The organism is Pseudoalteromonas sp. SR44-8, assembly GCF_014163635.1.
Lineage (GTDB): Bacteria > Pseudomonadota > Gammaproteobacteria > Enterobacterales > Alteromonadaceae > Pseudoalteromonas > Pseudoalteromonas rhizosphaerae.
Genome location: NZ_JACJDS010000024.1, coordinates 1 through 17,370, shown reverse-complemented (window position 1 = coordinate 17,370; position 17,370 = coordinate 1). Strand labels below are relative to the sequence as shown.

14 protein-coding genes and 2 pseudogenes are annotated in these 17,370 nt (G+C 39.9%); 6 read left to right on the top strand and 10 right to left on the bottom strand.

Features of this window, described 5'->3' with window-relative positions; translation table 11 throughout:
• The first annotated feature begins 140 nt into the window (after window positions 1–140).
• The gene (locus tag H5183_RS13170; protein WP_145241554.1) at window positions 141–2,510 is read left to right on the top strand and encodes an EAL domain-containing protein; all 2,370 of its coding nucleotides are present in this window, start codon (window positions 141–143) and stop codon (window positions 2,508–2,510) included.
• Between the two features lie 59 nt (window positions 2,511–2,569).
• On the opposite strand, the gene H5183_RS13165 is transcribed toward H5183_RS13170, so the two are convergent.
• Window positions 2,570–3,988, bottom strand: coding sequence for a YjiH family protein (locus H5183_RS13165; protein WP_182731893.1), 1,419 nt, complete (start codon window positions 3,986–3,988; stop codon window positions 2,570–2,572).
• 67 nt (window positions 3,989–4,055) lie between these two features.
• The gene (gene bamC, locus H5183_RS13160) at window positions 4,056–5,117 is read right to left on the bottom strand and encodes an outer membrane protein assembly factor BamC (RefSeq protein WP_182731892.1); all 1,062 of its coding nucleotides are present in this window, start codon (window positions 5,115–5,117) and stop codon (window positions 4,056–4,058) included.
• Between the two features lie 352 nt (window positions 5,118–5,469).
• On the opposite strand from bamC, the gene H5183_RS13155 reads away from it, so the two are divergent.
• Both H5183_RS13155 and bcp read left to right on the top strand, forming a co-directional pair.
• Entirely contained in the window at window positions 5,470–6,003 is a 534-nt protein-coding gene (locus tag H5183_RS13155) for a glycine cleavage system protein R (RefSeq protein ID WP_145241549.1), read from the top strand.
• A gap of 10 nt (window positions 6,004–6,013) precedes the next feature.
• On the top strand, window positions 6,014–6,490 hold the full coding sequence (gene bcp, locus H5183_RS13150) for a thioredoxin-dependent thiol peroxidase (protein ID WP_145241547.1): 477 nt from the start codon (window positions 6,014–6,016) through the stop codon (window positions 6,488–6,490).
• A gap of 168 nt (window positions 6,491–6,658) precedes the next feature.
• Here the strand turns inward: bcp and H5183_RS13145 are convergent, their stop codons facing one another.
• From H5183_RS13145 to H5183_RS13135, 3 genes are all read right to left on the bottom strand, one after another.
• The gene (locus H5183_RS13145) at window positions 6,659–7,168 is read right to left on the bottom strand and encodes a nuclear transport factor 2 family protein (RefSeq protein ID WP_259397261.1); all 510 of its coding nucleotides are present in this window, start codon (window positions 7,166–7,168) and stop codon (window positions 6,659–6,661) included.
• A gap of 85 nt (window positions 7,169–7,253) precedes the next feature.
• Window positions 7,254–8,135 carry an MBL fold metallo-hydrolase gene (locus H5183_RS13140; protein WP_182731891.1) on the bottom strand — a complete coding sequence of 294 codons (882 nt, stop codon included), beginning with the start codon at window positions 8,133–8,135 and terminating at the stop codon, window positions 7,254–7,256.
• Between the two features lie 67 nt (window positions 8,136–8,202).
• Entirely contained in the window at window positions 8,203–8,850 is a 648-nt protein-coding gene (locus H5183_RS13135) for a DsbA family protein (RefSeq protein ID WP_182731890.1), read from the bottom strand.
• Between the two features lie 117 nt (window positions 8,851–8,967).
• Here H5183_RS13135 and H5183_RS13130 point away from each other — a divergent pair, with 117 nt between their 5' ends.
• A complete protein-coding gene (locus tag H5183_RS13130) occupies window positions 8,968–9,861 on the top strand; it encodes a LysR family transcriptional regulator (protein ID WP_145241538.1) in 894 nt (297 codons plus the stop codon).
• A 38-nt stretch (window positions 9,862–9,899) separates the two neighbouring features.
• Here the strand turns inward: H5183_RS13130 and H5183_RS21970 are convergent.
• Window positions 9,900–10,302: pseudogene (locus H5183_RS21970) on the bottom strand (transposase); the annotation flags it as partial.
• Window positions 10,303–10,304: 2 nt separating this feature from the next.
• Between H5183_RS21970 and H5183_RS13125 the strand changes: the two are divergent.
• Together H5183_RS13125 and H5183_RS13120 are read left to right on the top strand one after the other, a co-directional pair.
• On the top strand, window positions 10,305–11,084 hold the full coding sequence (locus tag H5183_RS13125) for a hypothetical protein (RefSeq protein ID WP_182731889.1): 780 nt from the start codon (window positions 10,305–10,307) through the stop codon (window positions 11,082–11,084).
• A gap of 432 nt (window positions 11,085–11,516) precedes the next feature.
• Complete coding sequence (locus H5183_RS13120) at window positions 11,517–11,771, top strand: transglutaminase family protein (protein WP_182731888.1); 255 nt, start codon at window positions 11,517–11,519, stop codon at window positions 11,769–11,771.
• A 50-nt stretch (window positions 11,772–11,821) separates the two neighbouring features.
• Here H5183_RS13120 and H5183_RS13115 read toward each other — a convergent pair whose 3' ends face one another.
• The 4 genes and pseudogenes from H5183_RS13115 to H5183_RS21965 all read right to left on the bottom strand — a co-directional run.
• Entirely contained in the window at window positions 11,822–14,374 is a 2,553-nt protein-coding gene (locus tag H5183_RS13115; protein ID WP_182731887.1) for an excinuclease ABC subunit UvrA, read from the bottom strand.
• Between the two features lie 584 nt (window positions 14,375–14,958).
• Window positions 14,959–15,954 carry a DUF2268 domain-containing putative Zn-dependent protease gene (locus tag H5183_RS13110; RefSeq protein WP_182731886.1) on the bottom strand — a complete coding sequence of 332 codons (996 nt, stop codon included), beginning with the start codon at window positions 15,952–15,954 and terminating at the stop codon, window positions 14,959–14,961.
• A 478-nt stretch (window positions 15,955–16,432) separates the two neighbouring features.
• Window positions 16,433–16,954 carry a hypothetical protein gene (locus tag H5183_RS13105; protein WP_145241529.1) on the bottom strand — a complete coding sequence of 174 codons (522 nt, stop codon included), beginning with the start codon at window positions 16,952–16,954 and terminating at the stop codon, window positions 16,433–16,435.
• Window positions 16,955–17,217: 263 nt separating this feature from the next.
• Window positions 17,218–17,370: pseudogene (locus tag H5183_RS21965) on the bottom strand (transposase); the annotation flags it as partial.

Here is a 17,370-nt window from a genome sequence, read left to right as displayed (position 1 = left end):
ACTGGTTCATCAATCGTTTGGCGTGCGTTTACCTTTACAAACATACCTCGTTAATTTTATTTATTCTTTGTCTAAACGTTAACATTCCGTTAATCTATAAGTATATCAATGACACAAAACGGTATATTCACGCGTGGCATATGCAGAATAAAGTAGACTTATCTTCAGCGCTTGATGCAAAAACCGAGCAACTGAGTATTATTAATCAGTTTTCTTCAAGCTTATTACAGTTAGATAAACTCGATGAATTATTCGACTACGTGACCACTGAAGTAGTTAAGCGGTTAGGCTTTGTCGATTGTGTTATTTATATTGCCGATGAAAGTGCTACAACCTTACATGAAGTCGCATCAATGGGAGTGTCACCTGCAGATAGTAACTATGCCGTAGAACGAAAAACTATCGCATTTAATCAAGGCATTACTGGTTATGTTGCTTCTACAAGTCGCGCTGTTATCATTGGTGATGTCAGTACTGATAGCCGTTATATCGCAGATGTACGCCCTGCAATGTCTGAACTATGCGTACCATTAGTTTATAAGCAGCAGGTTTTAGGAGTTATAGACTGCGAGCACCCGGTGCGTAACTATTTTAGTGATGCCCATCTTGAAATTTTAACCACCGTTGCGCATTTACTCAGTGCCAAAATAAATCAGGTCAATACTGTTGAGAACTTGCAACAAACGGTGAGTAAATTAAATGCTGCACAAAAGCTAGAAGGAACGCTCTTACAAATAGCAAATTTAACCTATCAAGCCAATGACTTAGATACTTTTTTAGAAGCATTGCATGGCATTATGACCAACTTGCTACGCGCTGATAACTTTTTGGTAGGGCTATACAACAAAAATATCGATATCCTCGATATTGTTTACATTGTCGAGGAAGGAGTACGTTCAAATGCTCATAAAAAAATATCAAAAGAGCAACTAAAACATACCGCATCCTATTACCTTTTAAATTCCGAACAGCCATTACTATTAAATAAAAAAGAATATCAACAACATATAAATGATGGCCATTTTAAAATGGTAGGCCGCCAGTCAGAATCTTGGCTTGGTGTTCCATTTAAAGTAAGCGAACATATAAGTGGTGTGATCGTAGTACAAAGTTACGATAAAACTCACCATTATAATGATCATGACCGCGCTCTACTGACGTATGTCAGCCGCCAAATTAGTATGGCTATCGACAGACAACTATCTCGCCAAGCACTTGAACATCGCGCTTTGCATGATGAATTAACTGGGCTTGCTAATCGCTCTTTACTGATTGACCGCATTAAGCACGGCATCTTACGGCTAACTCGAACACCCAAAGGGCGATATCATGCGTTGCTGTATCTAGATTTCGACCGCTTCAAAAGCATCAATGATTCTTTAGGGCATGAAGTGGGCGATCACTTTTTAATCGCCATTTGTAAGTTAATTAAAGGCACAATTCGAAATACCGATACATTCGCACGACTCGGTGGTGACGAGTTTGCTATTTTTATGGAAAACATCACTCATAAAAACCAAGTTAATGATGCATTAAAGCGGATTAAAAAAGTACTCGCTAAACCACTTAATATTGATGGCCATTTACTGCAAGCTTCTACTAGTATTGGCGTTGCATTTTGCGAAAACGAAAATGATAAAGCCTATCAGTTATTACAGCATGCAGATGCTGCAATGTACGAAGCTAAATCAACAGGCCGTGGCCAAGTCAGGTTTTTTAATAACACCATGCGTAAAAAGCTTAAAAGTCACGCAGATATAGAAAATGATCTACAACATGGCATTGAGCATCATGAATTTGAGTTATATTATCAGCCGATCTTTGCTATACAGCAATGTAACGTTGTAGGTTTTGAAGCGCTCGTTCGTTGGCACCACCCACGCAAAGGCTTTGTTTCACCTAATGATTTTATTTCAATAGCAGAAAACACTGGGCAAATAATTAATCTCGACCTGCATTTATTAGATCTGGCAGGAAAACAAATAGCTGCGTGGCAACAACAAGGTAAACGTTTCTTGCGTGTGACGGTGAATGTTTCCTCACGACACTTTGCAAGTGTAGACTTTATCTCGCAAATTCATGCTATTTATAATAAATATGAGCTAGCATTAGGCTCCTTATGTTTAGAGATCACCGAATCAGGTTTGATCGAAAACTTAGAATTAGCAACCAAGATAATTGAAGGGTTAGCGCCATTAAAAGTAAAGTTATGTTTAGATGATTTTGGCACCGGATACTCTTCTTTGGGTTACTTACACCAACTGCCAATTCATGTGCTAAAAATTGATAAGAGCTTTATTGACCGTCTTAAAGACACCGCCACGCCATTAGTTGATGCCATTTTGTCATTGGCATCATCACTTAAGTTAGATGTTGTAGCCGAAGGAATTGAAACGCAAGAGCAACTAGCCATATTGCAAAAAACTCAATGTGATTTTGGCCAAGGCTTCTTAAAAGCCAAACCCCTGCCCGCCGCTCAAGCAATTTTATTGATTGATAAACCACTTTAAAACAACCATAAAAAAGCCCTGATTAATCAGGGCTTCTTGCAAATAAAAAACAGGCAGAATCAGCCAACCAACCAATGTGCCATCAGAGCAATAACGGGTAACGTGATCAAGGTTCTGAGAATAAATATTACAAACAATTCAAATATATTTACTGGGATTTTACTACCCAATAAAAGCGCGCCCACTTCTGACATGTAAATTAACTGGGTTACACTCATTGCCGCAATAATAAAGCGAGTAACATCACTTTCAATCGTGCCAGCAGCTAAGATTGATGGAATAAACATATCCGCAAAGCCAACCATGATCGTTTGCGCGGCAGCTTCTGCTTCTGGTATTTGTAATAACTCTAAAAATGGGATGAACGGTTTACCTAAATAAGCAAATATCGGCGTATATTCAGCAATAATTAATGCGAATGTGCCCACAGCCATCACTACAGGTAATACTGCAAACACCATATCTAATGCGTTGTGAATGCCTTCTTTCATTGTACCTGCAAAGCCCGGTGAGTTTTTAGCTTTGTGCAGCGCGACATGTAGGGCATGTTTAAACACATTTTTGCCATGCGGCACGCGCTCTTTGTGCTGATCAGGCTGACTACCATCAATATATATATCTTTCTTAAAGCTCAATGGCGGTATGCGTGGCACGATCAGCGCAGCAACAACTCCCGCTAAACAAACCGTTAAATAAAATGGGGCAAATAATTTTTCTAGTCCTACTTGGCCTAATACCACCAAACAAAACGTAATTGATACCGCAGAGAATGTAGTACCGATAATCGCAGCTTCACGCTGAGTGTAATGCTTTTCTTCATATTGGCGCGCGGTCATTAAAATACCCACACTGCCATCGCCTAACCAAGAGGTTGCACAATCAACAGCACTTCGTCCTGGCACGCCAAATAACGGGCGCATTACTCTAGTTAATAACGTGCCTACTAGCTCCAGCAAACCAAAATTTAACAATAAAGGCAGTAATAAGCCCGCTAAAATAAACACCGAAAATAGCACTGGTAATAAATCTTTTAGCACTAAGCCACCGGTACTTCCTGATGTAATACCATCGAAAAGCGGAATTAAAAACTCTGGTAATGTCGATTTAAAATCCGGATTATTAATGCTTAAAACCGTTAAGATAATAAACGCCATACCAAATAAACGGATCACTAGCCAAAGCCAATGCACATCAAAAAGATGCTTTAAAATAGTAGATTTCATTAATACCGCAGGCTTAAAAACCTTGAATATCAATGATAAAACACCTGTAGTACAAATAATTAATGTAATCAACGTATCGGCATACGATGTAATATGAGCTTGCACCGCTTTTGCCATAACAGCGATAGGAATAGTCATTGCCCCGTCCATTGGCACTGGAGTCATGAATAAGAGAACCCCAATCAGAGACGGAACTAAAAAATTAAACCATATCTTAAAGTCAAACTGCGGGTGAGAGGAAGTTAGATTAGACATTGTTTTCAACCTGTAAAAACCACAAAAAGAGCAAAAGCTCTTTTTGTGGTGTTATTATTATTTATTATTAAATTTTAATACCGCGTTGACGCAAAGCACTTTCTAACGCTTGTTGTAAGTCATTCATCGTACCAGGCTCTAACGTTGTGCCTTCATCGTCCATCCACGTTAAGCTAGTACCACCTTCTTTGGTGCGACTGACTAAAATTTGATATTGGCCATTTTCAATCGGTAATTCAGCAAGCTCTTCACCCCAAATTGAATCCCAAACACTTGATTCAGGTTTGTTGTAATCAGCTGTGATCAAACCACGATCTTGGTCAATTTCAACAATCGTAAACGACAAGCGCTCAAGGAACCCTGAGAAACGATCAAATATTAATGAGTAATCCTGTTCCGTTACCAGCGCCGCATTACCTTTATTGTCAAAGCCCATTTCCAACGAAATAATGCCATGTTGTTTGCGAATTTCAACTTCAAGTTGACGATAACGATAATCAAATTCAGCCACAACTTGATTTAGTGCACGCACTTCTAGTTGCTGTTGCAAAATTGGCGTCAATGGCACATCTTTACTATTGTATTCCGCTAGCTTAGCGCTTAACGAAGCAGTACGCTGATGTGACTTCTCTTCAATAGTAAAAATAAAACGTTGCTCAGATACAGCGGTATCGCTATTCCACAACCAACCTTCCTCGGGTTTGATAATCGCATACCAGTCAGTTTCAATCGAACCTAATGACTTATCTTGTTTGATTGCCTTTGTTTGATGCTCAGTTAACACAGCGTGTACTGAATCCCAAATAAACTCATCTAAATTTGCAATACCATCGTTTTTATCAAAATAAACGCGTGCTTGTTTATCACCTTCTTCAACCCAACTGCCTTTTGCCACAGTTAATACTTGTGCTGGGGGACGATAGTTTGTTGAATCCGGATCATTATTATATTCTGCCACATCCATTTTATAAATGGGGTCTAAAGCTGGCTGAGCCAATTGTCCTGGCACTTGTACCGGCTCACTGGCACGGTAATTACGTTTTTGATGCGCTTCGTCAGTGAACACACCACATCCTGACAAGCTAACCAATACGCTTACAGCAAGCGCTTTTGGGATCCAATACTGCACAGATAATTCTCCTTAGCATACCCTTAATTGTTTTAACAAATATATGAGTGGGTTATGCCGATTTGGTTCAGTGTAAAGCCAATATTAACTTTACGTATCTTGTTTTTATGCAAACCCCGTTACTTTAGGGCACGGCTAAACGTAAATGTAAGCCAGTCTATATGCAAAATTTTAACTATGGTACTTTCCCATGCCACTAAAAACAAGAAACACCGTGCTTTAATAACAGCTTAATTATCTCGGCCTGTAGTTTAGCGATTGTTTTGTGTTAAACTTCGCCGCCGTGTGGTGGTAATTGCCGGCTCAGCTTACTCTGATTGTTATTAATAATATAACCTAGGTACTTGAATTCATGACTGCTTTTTCAAATCATCAGATCGTTTTAACTGCTATTGGCGATGATCGCCCTGGTATTGTCAGTGAATTAACCCAATTAGTCAGTGACTGTCACTGTAATATTATTGATAGTCGCATTGCCATCTTAGGCAATGAATTTACATTTATTATGCTGTTATCAGGTGATATGTCGGCAATCAGCCGCATTGAACACACCCTGCCCCTCAAAGGCATGGAGCTGGGCTTACTCACTATGATGAAGCGGACAGCCAGTCATACTCAAAGTGAATTTTGTGCCGGCTACACCCTCGAATATACAGGTATCGACACACCAGGCACGTTAAGTAAAGTTACCCGCTTTTTTGCCGACAACCACATTAGTATTTGTTCTTTAAAGTCAGATACCTATGACGAAGAAAAAGATACAAAAATGCGCTGTGAACTGGAGTTTAACATTCCTGTTGAGGTTGACATTGATACGTTTAAAGTCCAATTTGAAGATCTGTCGCGTACTCTAAACGTAGATTACATATTTCGACGCATTCGCTAAGGAGCAAAGCATGAACACAATTAATCCATTACAAGCCGGTGACAAAGCACCCGCTTTTAGCCTACAAAATCAAGATGACGAAACAATCGTCCTTGCAGAGCTATTAAAAGAGCAGCAAGTATTAGTGTACTTTTATCCAAAAGCATCAACACCTGGTTGCACCGTGCAAGCTGAAAACTTACGTGATGAAAAAGCCGTGTTAGCACAGCTAAATACCCGCGTGGTTGGTATCAGCCCTGATCCGGTAAAAAAATTAAAGAACTTTGAAACCAAAAAAGAATTAAACTTTGACCTACTTTCAGACGAAGATCACGCGATTGCAGAAGCATTCGGCGTATGGGGCTACAAAAAGTTTATGGGTAAAGAGTACGACGGTATTCACCGTTTAAGCTTCTTGATCGGCCAAGACGGAACAATAAAGCACTTTTTCGATAAATTTAAAACCAAAGACCATCATCAAGTGGTGCTGGATTATTTGACTAAATAATCGGTGCTAGGTGCTAGGTGCTAGGTGCTAGGTGCTAGGTGCTAGGTGCTAGGTGCTACAGAGTTGAACTTAAGCGTTGCCTATTGGCAACGCTTTTTTTATGCACGAGAGTACGAAATAAAAGCGCACCTACAACATACTTGTAGTTGTTATTAAAAAACTACTTTTTTACATGACATCGCTAACGGTTTTACTATCAACAAATTGTTCAAAACTGATGATCTTACCCTCTTTGAGTATCCATAAATGGGCGACTCTGGCCTTAAAAAATTTGCCTGTGGCTTTATTGGTTCCGCTATAGCTACCATAAGCAAACACCTTGTCGCCAGCAGCAACATAGTCTTCTACCGCAAAATTATAACCATTCCATTCACTGCCTAACCGTACAAATACTTTTTTTTCAATTTCATCAAAGCCTTGGTAGGTTCCGGCATATGGAAAACCAGCGGCTTCCGTCCATTGTGTTTCGTTTGTTATATAACGCTTGAGGTTTTTACCGTTTTCTTCTGAGGTCTTACCTTCATAAGTACTTTTTACAATATCAAGATTGGTCATCGATTTAGTCTCCAGATTAAAACTATTGTAATGTTCTAATGACGATATTTTGGCAGTGGTACTGCATGCTTGAAGCATAGCCAAAGCCATTACTATCGTGATTACTCGCTGAATTTCCCCCATGAAATGAAGCCTGTACAAAGAGTTGAACAGACCTTTCAAACTGCAAGCAGCTTGAAAAGCCCTAAATAAATTTAAGCTGTAGTAATTAGCCCCAAGGCATCTCGCCCATAATAACTTTGGCACTTAACGCCAATACGCTATCGCCGCCAATATTTGGATAGCTTGCTTTCATTTTACTCATCAATTCACTTGAATTAGCTGAAGACTTGGCTGCAGCTTCAAAGTCTTGAATGTATTTGCGAGTAAAGTGCACCGCTTCAATAGTCAATGGCTTATCACCTAACATATGACCAGAGATCACAGTTTTAGGATGCAGCTGCTTAATAACATCAAGGGTTTTATACCAACTTTGACGTGATTCAGGTGTTTGCGTATCTGCTAAAAAAACATGCATGTTGTTAAATACCACAACACCACCCAACATAGTTTTAGTCGAAGGGATCCATACAAAAGTATGTTTTGGATCATGACCGTCAAGACCAACAATATTCACTTTTTCACCATCAACCAATAAGGTGTCGCCTTGCAATACTTCTGGCAAAACTAGTTTTTGCGGTGCGTTTTCTTTAAGAATTGGCCCCCAATAAGCCTTTTTAGGCGCCATTGACGCTTTAATATAATCTCGGGTTTTAGCAGTTGATAATACCTTAGCATCAGGATAGGCCTCGGTGATCACGTCTAAGCCAAAATAATAGTCAGGATCACCATGACTAATGTAAATAGTGGTTAATTTTTTACCTGATTTTTTAATCAACTCAACCACTGATTGTGCATCATTACGCTGAAATTGCGCATCAACTAAAACCGCTTCGGTTGGACCGCTGATCAACACCGAACTAACTGGGAACGTGCTTTTTTGTTGTGGATTAAACACACTGGTTTCAAGTGTTGCACTAACCGCATTGGCAGATACTGCCATCATTGTAGCAAGCGTGCTTGCCTGAATTAATTTAGATAAAAATGTCATAGTAGCCTCTAAAATGTCGCTCATTTAGCGAGTAAATTGGGTGTTTTTAAACGTGTAAAATTATTGGTTAATCAATCGTATTAATTAATTGTTTTACATAAGCTAACCACTGCTGTGGCTGACCGTAATAACGCGAGTGGTCTAATTTAGTAAATGCGCCATCGCTGTGCTCAAACGCAAGTGTTGGAAACCCACTACCGCCAACTAAATTCAACATCTGCCGCGCTTTAATTATTTGCTGCTGCGTTTTTTCGCCACTAAAAAGGTCAAACGCATTTAAAAAAGCCCTAGAGCTAGCACCAAGTTGAGTGGCTATGTTAGCTAAATTAGCTATATCAGACTGAGAACGGCCAAGTACAAATTGATCAACTTGCATTCTATGCAGCATGGCAACAGTATTAAGACCTAAAGATCCACCAGCTAATAGCGCCGTGATCGGCGTATCTGAATCTAAAATTCGCTGCTTATCATCTAATAACGTTTCATAATAAGTTGGACTAAATACTTGCCCCGTTAAACTCGTGATCCTGTTATCCATGGCGATTATTTGCTGATGAAAATCAGCTGATAACTGACGTTTATTAGCCCCTGAAAATAAGCCGCCGCCATACAGCTTAATATCTATTGTTGTTAATTGAGTGAGCTCATCAATCAGCGGTGCGACGGCATAACACCAACCACACTGCGGATCCATAATGAAATGCAAGGTCTTCATTTTATTTTCCTGTCAGCAGTATTAAATTTATGAAACAAGTATAAATTGCAAATATGTTGCAATAAACATCACAACAGGCAATAGTTAATTGCATATATCGAACATATAGGAAATAAAATGGACAGGATCACCGCAGCTCAAGTCTTTGTTAGAATTGTCGAGCAAGGTAGTATGGTCAGCGCAGCGCATTCGTTAGATATGTCGCGCTCGATGGTAACTAGGTACTTAAGCGAAATGGAAAGTTGGGCGAATAGTCAGTTATTACATCGCTCTACGCGTAAACTCACGCTCACCGCCGCAGGTGAAAAAGCTTTTGTAAATTGTCTGTCGTTATTAGATTTAGCCAAACAAGTGTCTATCCCTTTAGAGCAAGATCATGTCGCACAACCTGAAGGGTCGATCCGTATTTCTTGCTCTCAATTTGTCGCCGCTAATTTATTGCCAGCAGTAATTGATCAGTTTTTAGATGAGTATCCCAAAGTACATATAGATATTCATATCAGTAACCAAGTAACTAATTTAGTTGAAGATAGAATCGATCTAGCAATACGTATTACCAACGACTTAGACCCCAATATCATTGCACGCCCGCTGGGTCGTTGCCGCTCAGTGTTATGCGCCACCGAAGATTACCTAAATCGTTTTGGTTACCCTGTTTACCCTGATGATTTGGCCAAACATAATTGCTTAATTTATTCTAATTTTGGAAAAAGTTTGTGGCATTTCAGCAAAGAAGAACTCGCGGTTGTTACTTCAGTCGCCGGCAACTTCAGTGCGAATGAATCAATGCTCTTACTTCAATCAGCACTCAAAGGACGCGGTATCTCTTTGCAACCTAAACATGCCGTACAACAGTTGATCAATGATAAAAAGCTGGTTCATGTGCTCCCCAACTATGAGCCAGCGTCCTTAGGTATTTACGCCATATACCGTTCTCGCAAACATCAATCTATCGCGATTAGAAAGTTACTCGAGCGCCTAATTGCGCATTTTGAAAAAACAGACACTTAAAAATATAAATAACTTAAAATTAATAAGCGCATAAATCAGCTAATGCTACTTAAACGCTCGTGGTATTGCTCAATCGTTTGATTCAAAAAGGTGAGCTCTGTTTTACACAATTTTACATCTTGCAAATACTTTTTCGTCAATAACGTAGCTTTACACAGCTTATGCCAGCGTAGAATTATAGCTTTGTCATTAAGTCTATTTGTTTTTTATCATCAACTTAAGTGCTAAATGCGTGTGATTACTCATCACTGCATACGCACACACATCAATGCAACTACCTTACTTAGCCAATTCGAATAGTTTATCTTTTACCCAGCCTCTGCGGTGCTCGTAGGACTGACCTGTAAAACGGTCTTCACCGCATAAAACAGTACGGCGTACACACAGGGAAATACAATGACCAAATTTTAGGCTGAGTGTCTTGCTTATTGTCTTGCTTATTGTTGAGTAAACCAAGACTTAGTAATTCAATTCTAGCAAATACCACTGAAGCGATAACCTCATTTACGCCACTAACCCTTGGTACTTATACTGCTTCGGTTAGTGTAACGGACGATGCGGGTAATACGGTTGTAAAGCAGATTTTAATTGCTGTTTCTCTGCATGATGTTAGCTGGCTTGGTAGTGTTAGCGGTCGTCTGGTTGATGCTTTAGGGCGCGGCCTTGCTAATGTCGATCTGTTTTCAAGTGAAGCAATAATAGACAGTTTATATTTCTCTACGGATGATAATGGCTATTATCAAGCAGTAATAGGCGTAGGAGTAGAGAAGAAATTTAGCATTATGGGTTTTAGCTCTCCATTTACATCTGCTACCGTTGTGAGAGAGCAGCAGGTAACTACCAACCACTTCACTATTGATTTAGGTACAAAAACAGCACTTATTAAGCAAAATGTCCGTATTGGTTTGACAGCTTGTGAAGGGTATAGCGGCCCTACTGAGCTTGAGCTTAAATTTAACTCATTAGATTTCACGTTAGAAGGGGGAGAATTAGATCAGTCCGTTTCTGACAATCAAACAATCACTATTGGCAAAACCAAAGATTTTTCAATACTTGCACCTTTTTTATATCGTGTAGAACCAGATGATTATCCTGTTACTTGGATAAAAAACACCGAAAAAGGAGATTATGATCATAAGGAAGAATGGCAATTAGATTTACGTGCTAACTCAAATGATGTTGTTGAGCACACATTTGAAATCTGTGACCAACTCACCCCATAATGATTAAATCTTGCTTGATAAACCTTTATCGAATTTTCAGCTTAGGTCGATTCAATTTATCTTAATCAGAAAAGCTTTTGTACTAGTACAGAAGCTTTTTTGTATAGTAAGTGTGGGTTATCTTTTAGTTGTTATAGTCTCAGTCAACTCTTTTAGAAAACATAAAAATCAAACTAGACAGCCACTTTTATTGAGCAACCAAAACTGTGTTACCAAGCTTGCTCTTTTAGATTAAAAATCATCCCTTTTTATATCATCACTCACACAACGTTTTTAAATGAGTAGATATCACTGATTTTTAGTGAGACGTTCAAGCTCTATATCACCTAGATACACCAAGATTTTAGTATTGAATATCGCGAAGATAGCCCACCATTACCCGCTAATAAAACCTTTAAAATTAACAAAGGATCTTGTAGTGAATTGTCTTAGATGCAAATTAATCTGCTGCGCCATTTTGGCATTGCCGTGCGTTTTGTCAGCGGCTATTTCTATTTTGATATGGAAACCCCTTCGATGAACTGCACGCTTGGCAGAGGTTTTTTACCTGGTACAGGTTGGTTAGGTTTTAACCCCAACCATGGTATTTTGACTGATAATACCCACTTTGCTGTCGCGTCCAGCGCCCCCCCGAAAACACCATGCCTATTTATGGTGGTATACGGGGCAGCGCAACATCGCAATTAATCACCAACTTAAGTAAAGAAAAACGTCGATAACCTAAAGTCAGGCTAATGCTAAGGCGACAAAAAGGGTGCTGTTTGGCTGGCCTTTGACTTAGCGACATTGGCCGGTGGTCCTTGAGCAACAATATTCCCACCTTCATCGCCCGCACCAGGACCAATATCAATGACCCAGTCACTACGGCTCGCGACCTGCATATCGTGTTCAACCATGATTACGGTGTTACCTGCGTCTACCAGACCATTTAATTGCAACATCAACATAGCAACATCTGCGGGATGAAGGCCATTAGTGGGTTCATCGAGAATATACAAGGTGTCACCGCGTTGCGCCCGTTGCAACTCAGTAGCTAATTTTATCCGTTGCGCTTCACCGCCCGATAATTCGGTAGCAGGCTGACCAAGCCTTAAGTAGCCGAGCCCCACTTGCAACAAGGCATCCAAAGCGCGCGCTATTAAAGGCTCATCCATAAAAAATTCACGGGCAGTTTCAACGGTTAAATTAAGCACTTCAGCGATATTTTTATCTCGATAAGTAATATCGAGCGTTTCGTCATTGTAACGCTGCCCTTGGCATACCTGACAAGGCGAATAAACACTAGGCAAAAACAACAATTCGACACTCACAAATCCTACACCTTCACAATTCGAACAACGCCCCTTAGCTACATTAAACGAAAAACGCCCTGCGTTGTAGCGCCTCGCTTTTGCTTTGGGTGTGGCGGCGAATAGCTTACGTACATGATCAAACAAACCGGTGTAAGTGGCAAGGTTTGAGCGTGGTGTGCGGCCAATAGCTTTCTGATCCACGGTCACTAAACGTCGGATGTGCTGTATGCCATCAACAATTTTACCGCTGGTGGCGATTTCTAATTCTTCCTCAAGTAAATCAGTCTCATCATTGGGTGCCTCGACGGTATTTTGCTGACCAAGGGCATCAGACACAAGCTCCACCAGCGCCTGACTGACTAAACTCGATTTTCCTGAACCCGATACACCGGTAACGCTAGTCATAAGCCCTAGCGGAAACTCAATGTCGATATTCTTCAGGTTGTTTCGCTTAACCTGAACTAATTTGAGCCAAGCATTCGGCTGTCTTGGCCTATGTGCTGCACTGTCATCTTTATTAAACACAAATCGACCAGTGTGAGACTCGGTTACCTCGCGTAAGCCCTCAAGCGGACCACTGTAAATAATTTCTCCGCCATGGGTTCCAGCATTGGGACCTACATCAACAATCCAATCTGCATGGCGAATAACGCTAACATCATGCTCTACCACAAATACTGAATTACCCGCTGCGATTAATTCATCTAAGGCACCTAGCAATGCTTGAGTATCAGCGGGATGCAGACCGGCTGAGGGTTCGTCTAATACGTAAACGACACCAAATAATTGAGAGCGGATCTGCGTTGCAAGGCGCAGGCGCTGTAGTTCGCCCGGAGATAACGTGGGCGTACCACGTTCAAGCGACAAATAACCCAAACCAAGTCGAGTAAGCGCTTCAACACGAGTAAGGATATCGCTGGCAATACGCTGTGCGACGATGGCTTTTTCTCGATTAGCGGTGTTATCGTCGGGCTTGCTATTAGCAGTATCCTTTAACCGCAACGCCAACTCAGTCAGCGTCAATTGCGACAATTCACCAATATCAAGTCCAGCAAATTTAACCGACAGTGACGCTTGTTTGAGTTTTTTTCCCTGACATTCGGGGCATTGAGAAATCTGCATAAACTGCGACACCCGCTTTTTGGTACGCGGGCTTTGCGTAGTAGCAAACGACTGCAAAATAAAACGCTTGGCGCTTGTATAGGTCCCCATGTAATTGGGCTTTTCCCCTTTATCAATTGCCTCTCGTATTTGGCTAATATTGTAGTCTCGATAAACCGGCACTTCAGGGGTTTCATCGGTAAACAAGATCCAATCCCGCGTTTTTTGCGGCAATTTTTTCCAGGGAGTATCAACTTCATAGCCCAATGCAATCAAAATACGCAATAAGTTTTGCCCTTGCCATGCTGGCGGCCATGCCGCGATAGCGCGTTCCCTAATGGTCTTGCTGTCATCTGGTACCAACGACTTCTCTGTCACTTCAAATACACGACCTATACCATGGCATCGCTCACAAGCGCCCTCTGGGGTATTTGGCGAGAAGGCGTCAGCGTAAAGTATATTTTGACCTGTTGGATATTGCCCTGCACGGGAATAAAGCATGCGCAAGCCATTAGAAATCGTGGTAACACTACCAACAGATGAACGCACCGATGGAGTTCCTCGCTGCTGTTGCAGTGCTACTGCTGGCGGTAACCCTTCGATTGAATCAACATCTGGCTCCTCTACTTTATCAATCAAGCGACGGGCATAAGGCGAAACAGAATCTAGGTAACGACGCTGAGATTCAGCAAACAAAGTGCCAAAGGCCAATGACGACTTTCCTGAGCCAGAAATACCAGTAAAAACCACCAAGGCATTACGGGGCAAATCAACATCGATGTTTTTTAAGTTGTGAACCCGTGCACCTCTAACTTGGATACATTCATCAGGCTCGATATAACTAGGTTTGTTTTTTTGTCGAACGATTGTTATCTCCTTTTTGTCGCGTGTTGGCATAAAAAACCATCTTACGGTTTTATAGATATGGAGGTTGATGATAAATTAGCAAGGCTAAAATTATTCAGCATAATTGATTGGAATGAATTTATTTTGGCAGGATAAGTCAGACTTGACTCCTTACCTAATGAAAGAGCCATAACATCTCAAACCATCTCTTTATACATGCCACGGCTTTAAAACCCCGCAGACTCGCCATAGCCTTACCAATACGGCTGTTTTGCATGGACTTCGATGGGGTTGCAAACCTCGGCAGTCAGATCTAATATTTATCGGAGCGATACCAGCACTTCAGAATCACGATAATCCCTATGCCTATAATTCTCTGTGTACGCTTCACCAATCTTGTTCGTGTGGTGCAGTCTTCACAGCTGAAAAGCCATTGCTAATCCCGCACTCCGCCAAATGCGCAAAACTCAATACAGGTGGTTGGTTAAACCTTACCCGACAGGGCCTTACACTATGTAAGATGGATCAAGCCTAGCCTGACGCACCAATATCGACATTAACGAGCTTAAAATAGTTTGTTAAAATTTTGAGGAACGAAGAAAATAAACTGTTTTAAGTCCCAGTTTAATTATTTGTTAGCCTTCCGATTCAATAAATGAATCAAGTTCTTTTAGTAATAATAGCTCTACGGTCTTTTTCTCCATTTTAGCCAACTCTTCTATACTGTAATCTTTGCCTATTTCTTTAACTAAAATATAGCCTAAGTAATAACCTCTGCGATATGGCAAATTTGTCTCATCCTTTCTGAAATTGAAGAATGAGGAATATATTTCAGGGTTTTTGGAGTAAAACTTTCTCTTAAGATCAGTAAGCGAATAAAGCAGTCTAGAGCGGACATTTTTAATCATACTGTCAGGTATGTTTAGCATCAATTCATCATTACTCGCGGACGAATTCAACTGGTGTGACACGTACGTTGCTAAGCCCTCAGTCCAAAGCGAGCACCAGAGTTCATCATTACATTGAAAAAAGTTTTCATGATAGACATGAAATAACTCATGATGAAAAAATGGGGTGTCATTATTCCAGTTATGGTATTTAGCCATTAGATCTACACCAAACATTAAGTAAGACTTACCCTTCAAATCACGTGTTGCACCATTAAACCTACCGAGCGAATGAAGTATATATATTGGTGTTTCAGATTTAAAATCTGCAAAAGTAGCAATAAATGACTTCATGCTGCCATTTAAATCCTTAGATAGCTGATTGCTTTTTAATAAGTATACTTTTTCTATCTCACTGAAACTTTCAATGGATTTAACAAAGTTCTTATTACTATAAAAGGGTTCAAACTGAGTGGTAAAATATTGTGAAAACCGCTCTGCTCTCTTTTCAGGGGATAACTTTTTGCTTGACTGATATACAGAGTAAAAATCATCAGCAAGATTAATTATTTCGTAGGCACCTGGTTGGTCGTGGGCAAGTGTTTTAAATGACAATATCCCAAATACAAGTATTGTTAGTAGATGAATTTTAGAAAAATTTCGCATAATTCTGATAAATAATCTCAGTAAGGTTAACGAGCCTGCAAAATTACTCGTTTTTATTTTTATTGATGCATAAACCATAGCCGAGTTCCTATTTTGATTCAATCGACAACTGACTTTCACATAAAATATAAAACAGGATTTGCTGTTGCTTTAATTGGCGTTTTGAAAAGTGTTTGAGTGGCTTATTTGAGGTAATAAGGGCTTACCTTTATTAATGCATCGTGTTTTACGCATGCTGATATTAGCCTTTAAAATAACCCTCATTTACTTCTCTTTCTCTGCTCTTTGTGCAAAAAACTTTTAATTGAATTATTCACAAATAGGTTAAGAGGCGCTACGCTTTAAAGGAGTATAAGTAAATGCTGTGCTAATAACGTAAGGATTATTGCGCAGCGACCCTTATATGTATTTGCCATAAGCTACTTGCTTAACAGCCACATCGACAGACGAAGTAAACGAATTTGTTTATTGGTTTAGAATTGACCGTCACTGAATAAAAACGGTCAAATAAAATACTAGTGCCTATTGATAGAGTTAAGGCTCATATGTGTTATGTTTACTTTATAGACAGTGAAGTCATTATTCTCTTACCTATAGGTAACCACTCGTCAGCCTGTTCAGTGGTAGTATTAAATGCCGCTAATAAAAAACGCCCATCAACAGAAGTGCCGTACATAATGTTATGGATTTTGGTATCTATTGCGGGAGTGATTAATTCCATAACCATAAAGGTTTTACCATTTTGAACAATTACCTCATCTCTTAACCAAGTTGCTGACGGGTACATGCTATGAAACATTTTGGATATGGATTTGTGAGCATCTTTAACTTGTGATGGTTGCATTGCGTTGTTTGTGTGATTAAAGGCTAATGTTACACCTCCCGTTTTATCACTTAATACTTCACTAGGTCTTCTTGATGCCGGGTATTTTATTTCTAGAATATCAGAAGGCATTTTCCCAAAGTTTTGTGGGGCAAGAATTGACACTTTTCCACCAAGCGCTTCGATTTTTTTTAATTCTTCTGCCTGTGAATTACCAGTAATGATAAATAACATAAATACATATAATAATTTCATACTTCTCTCTTTGATATCAACATAGCCATCAAGCTACGAATGTAAACATAACGAGCCTGTAGAATAACTCGTTTTTAATTTATTTTTATTGATGCATTAACCATAGCTGAGTTCCTATTTTGATTCAATCGGTTACCTCGATTTTACGTAAAATATAAAAAGAGGACTAGGTGTTGTTTTAATTAGCATTTTGGAAGGGATTGCAGGTGTTTAAGTGGCTTATTTGCAGAGGTAGCAGCTTACCTTTATTAATGTATCGTGTTTTACAGCCTTTCTATATTATGAACTAAACAATACAGTTGCCATTGGGCATTCACTTTCGTTTGACCGCGTAAGGTCAATTTATTCATGCCTTTGTTAACTGTAATATTCCGCTGTTTATTTAAAGGAAAGCAGGCTCTATACAGCCAAGTCGT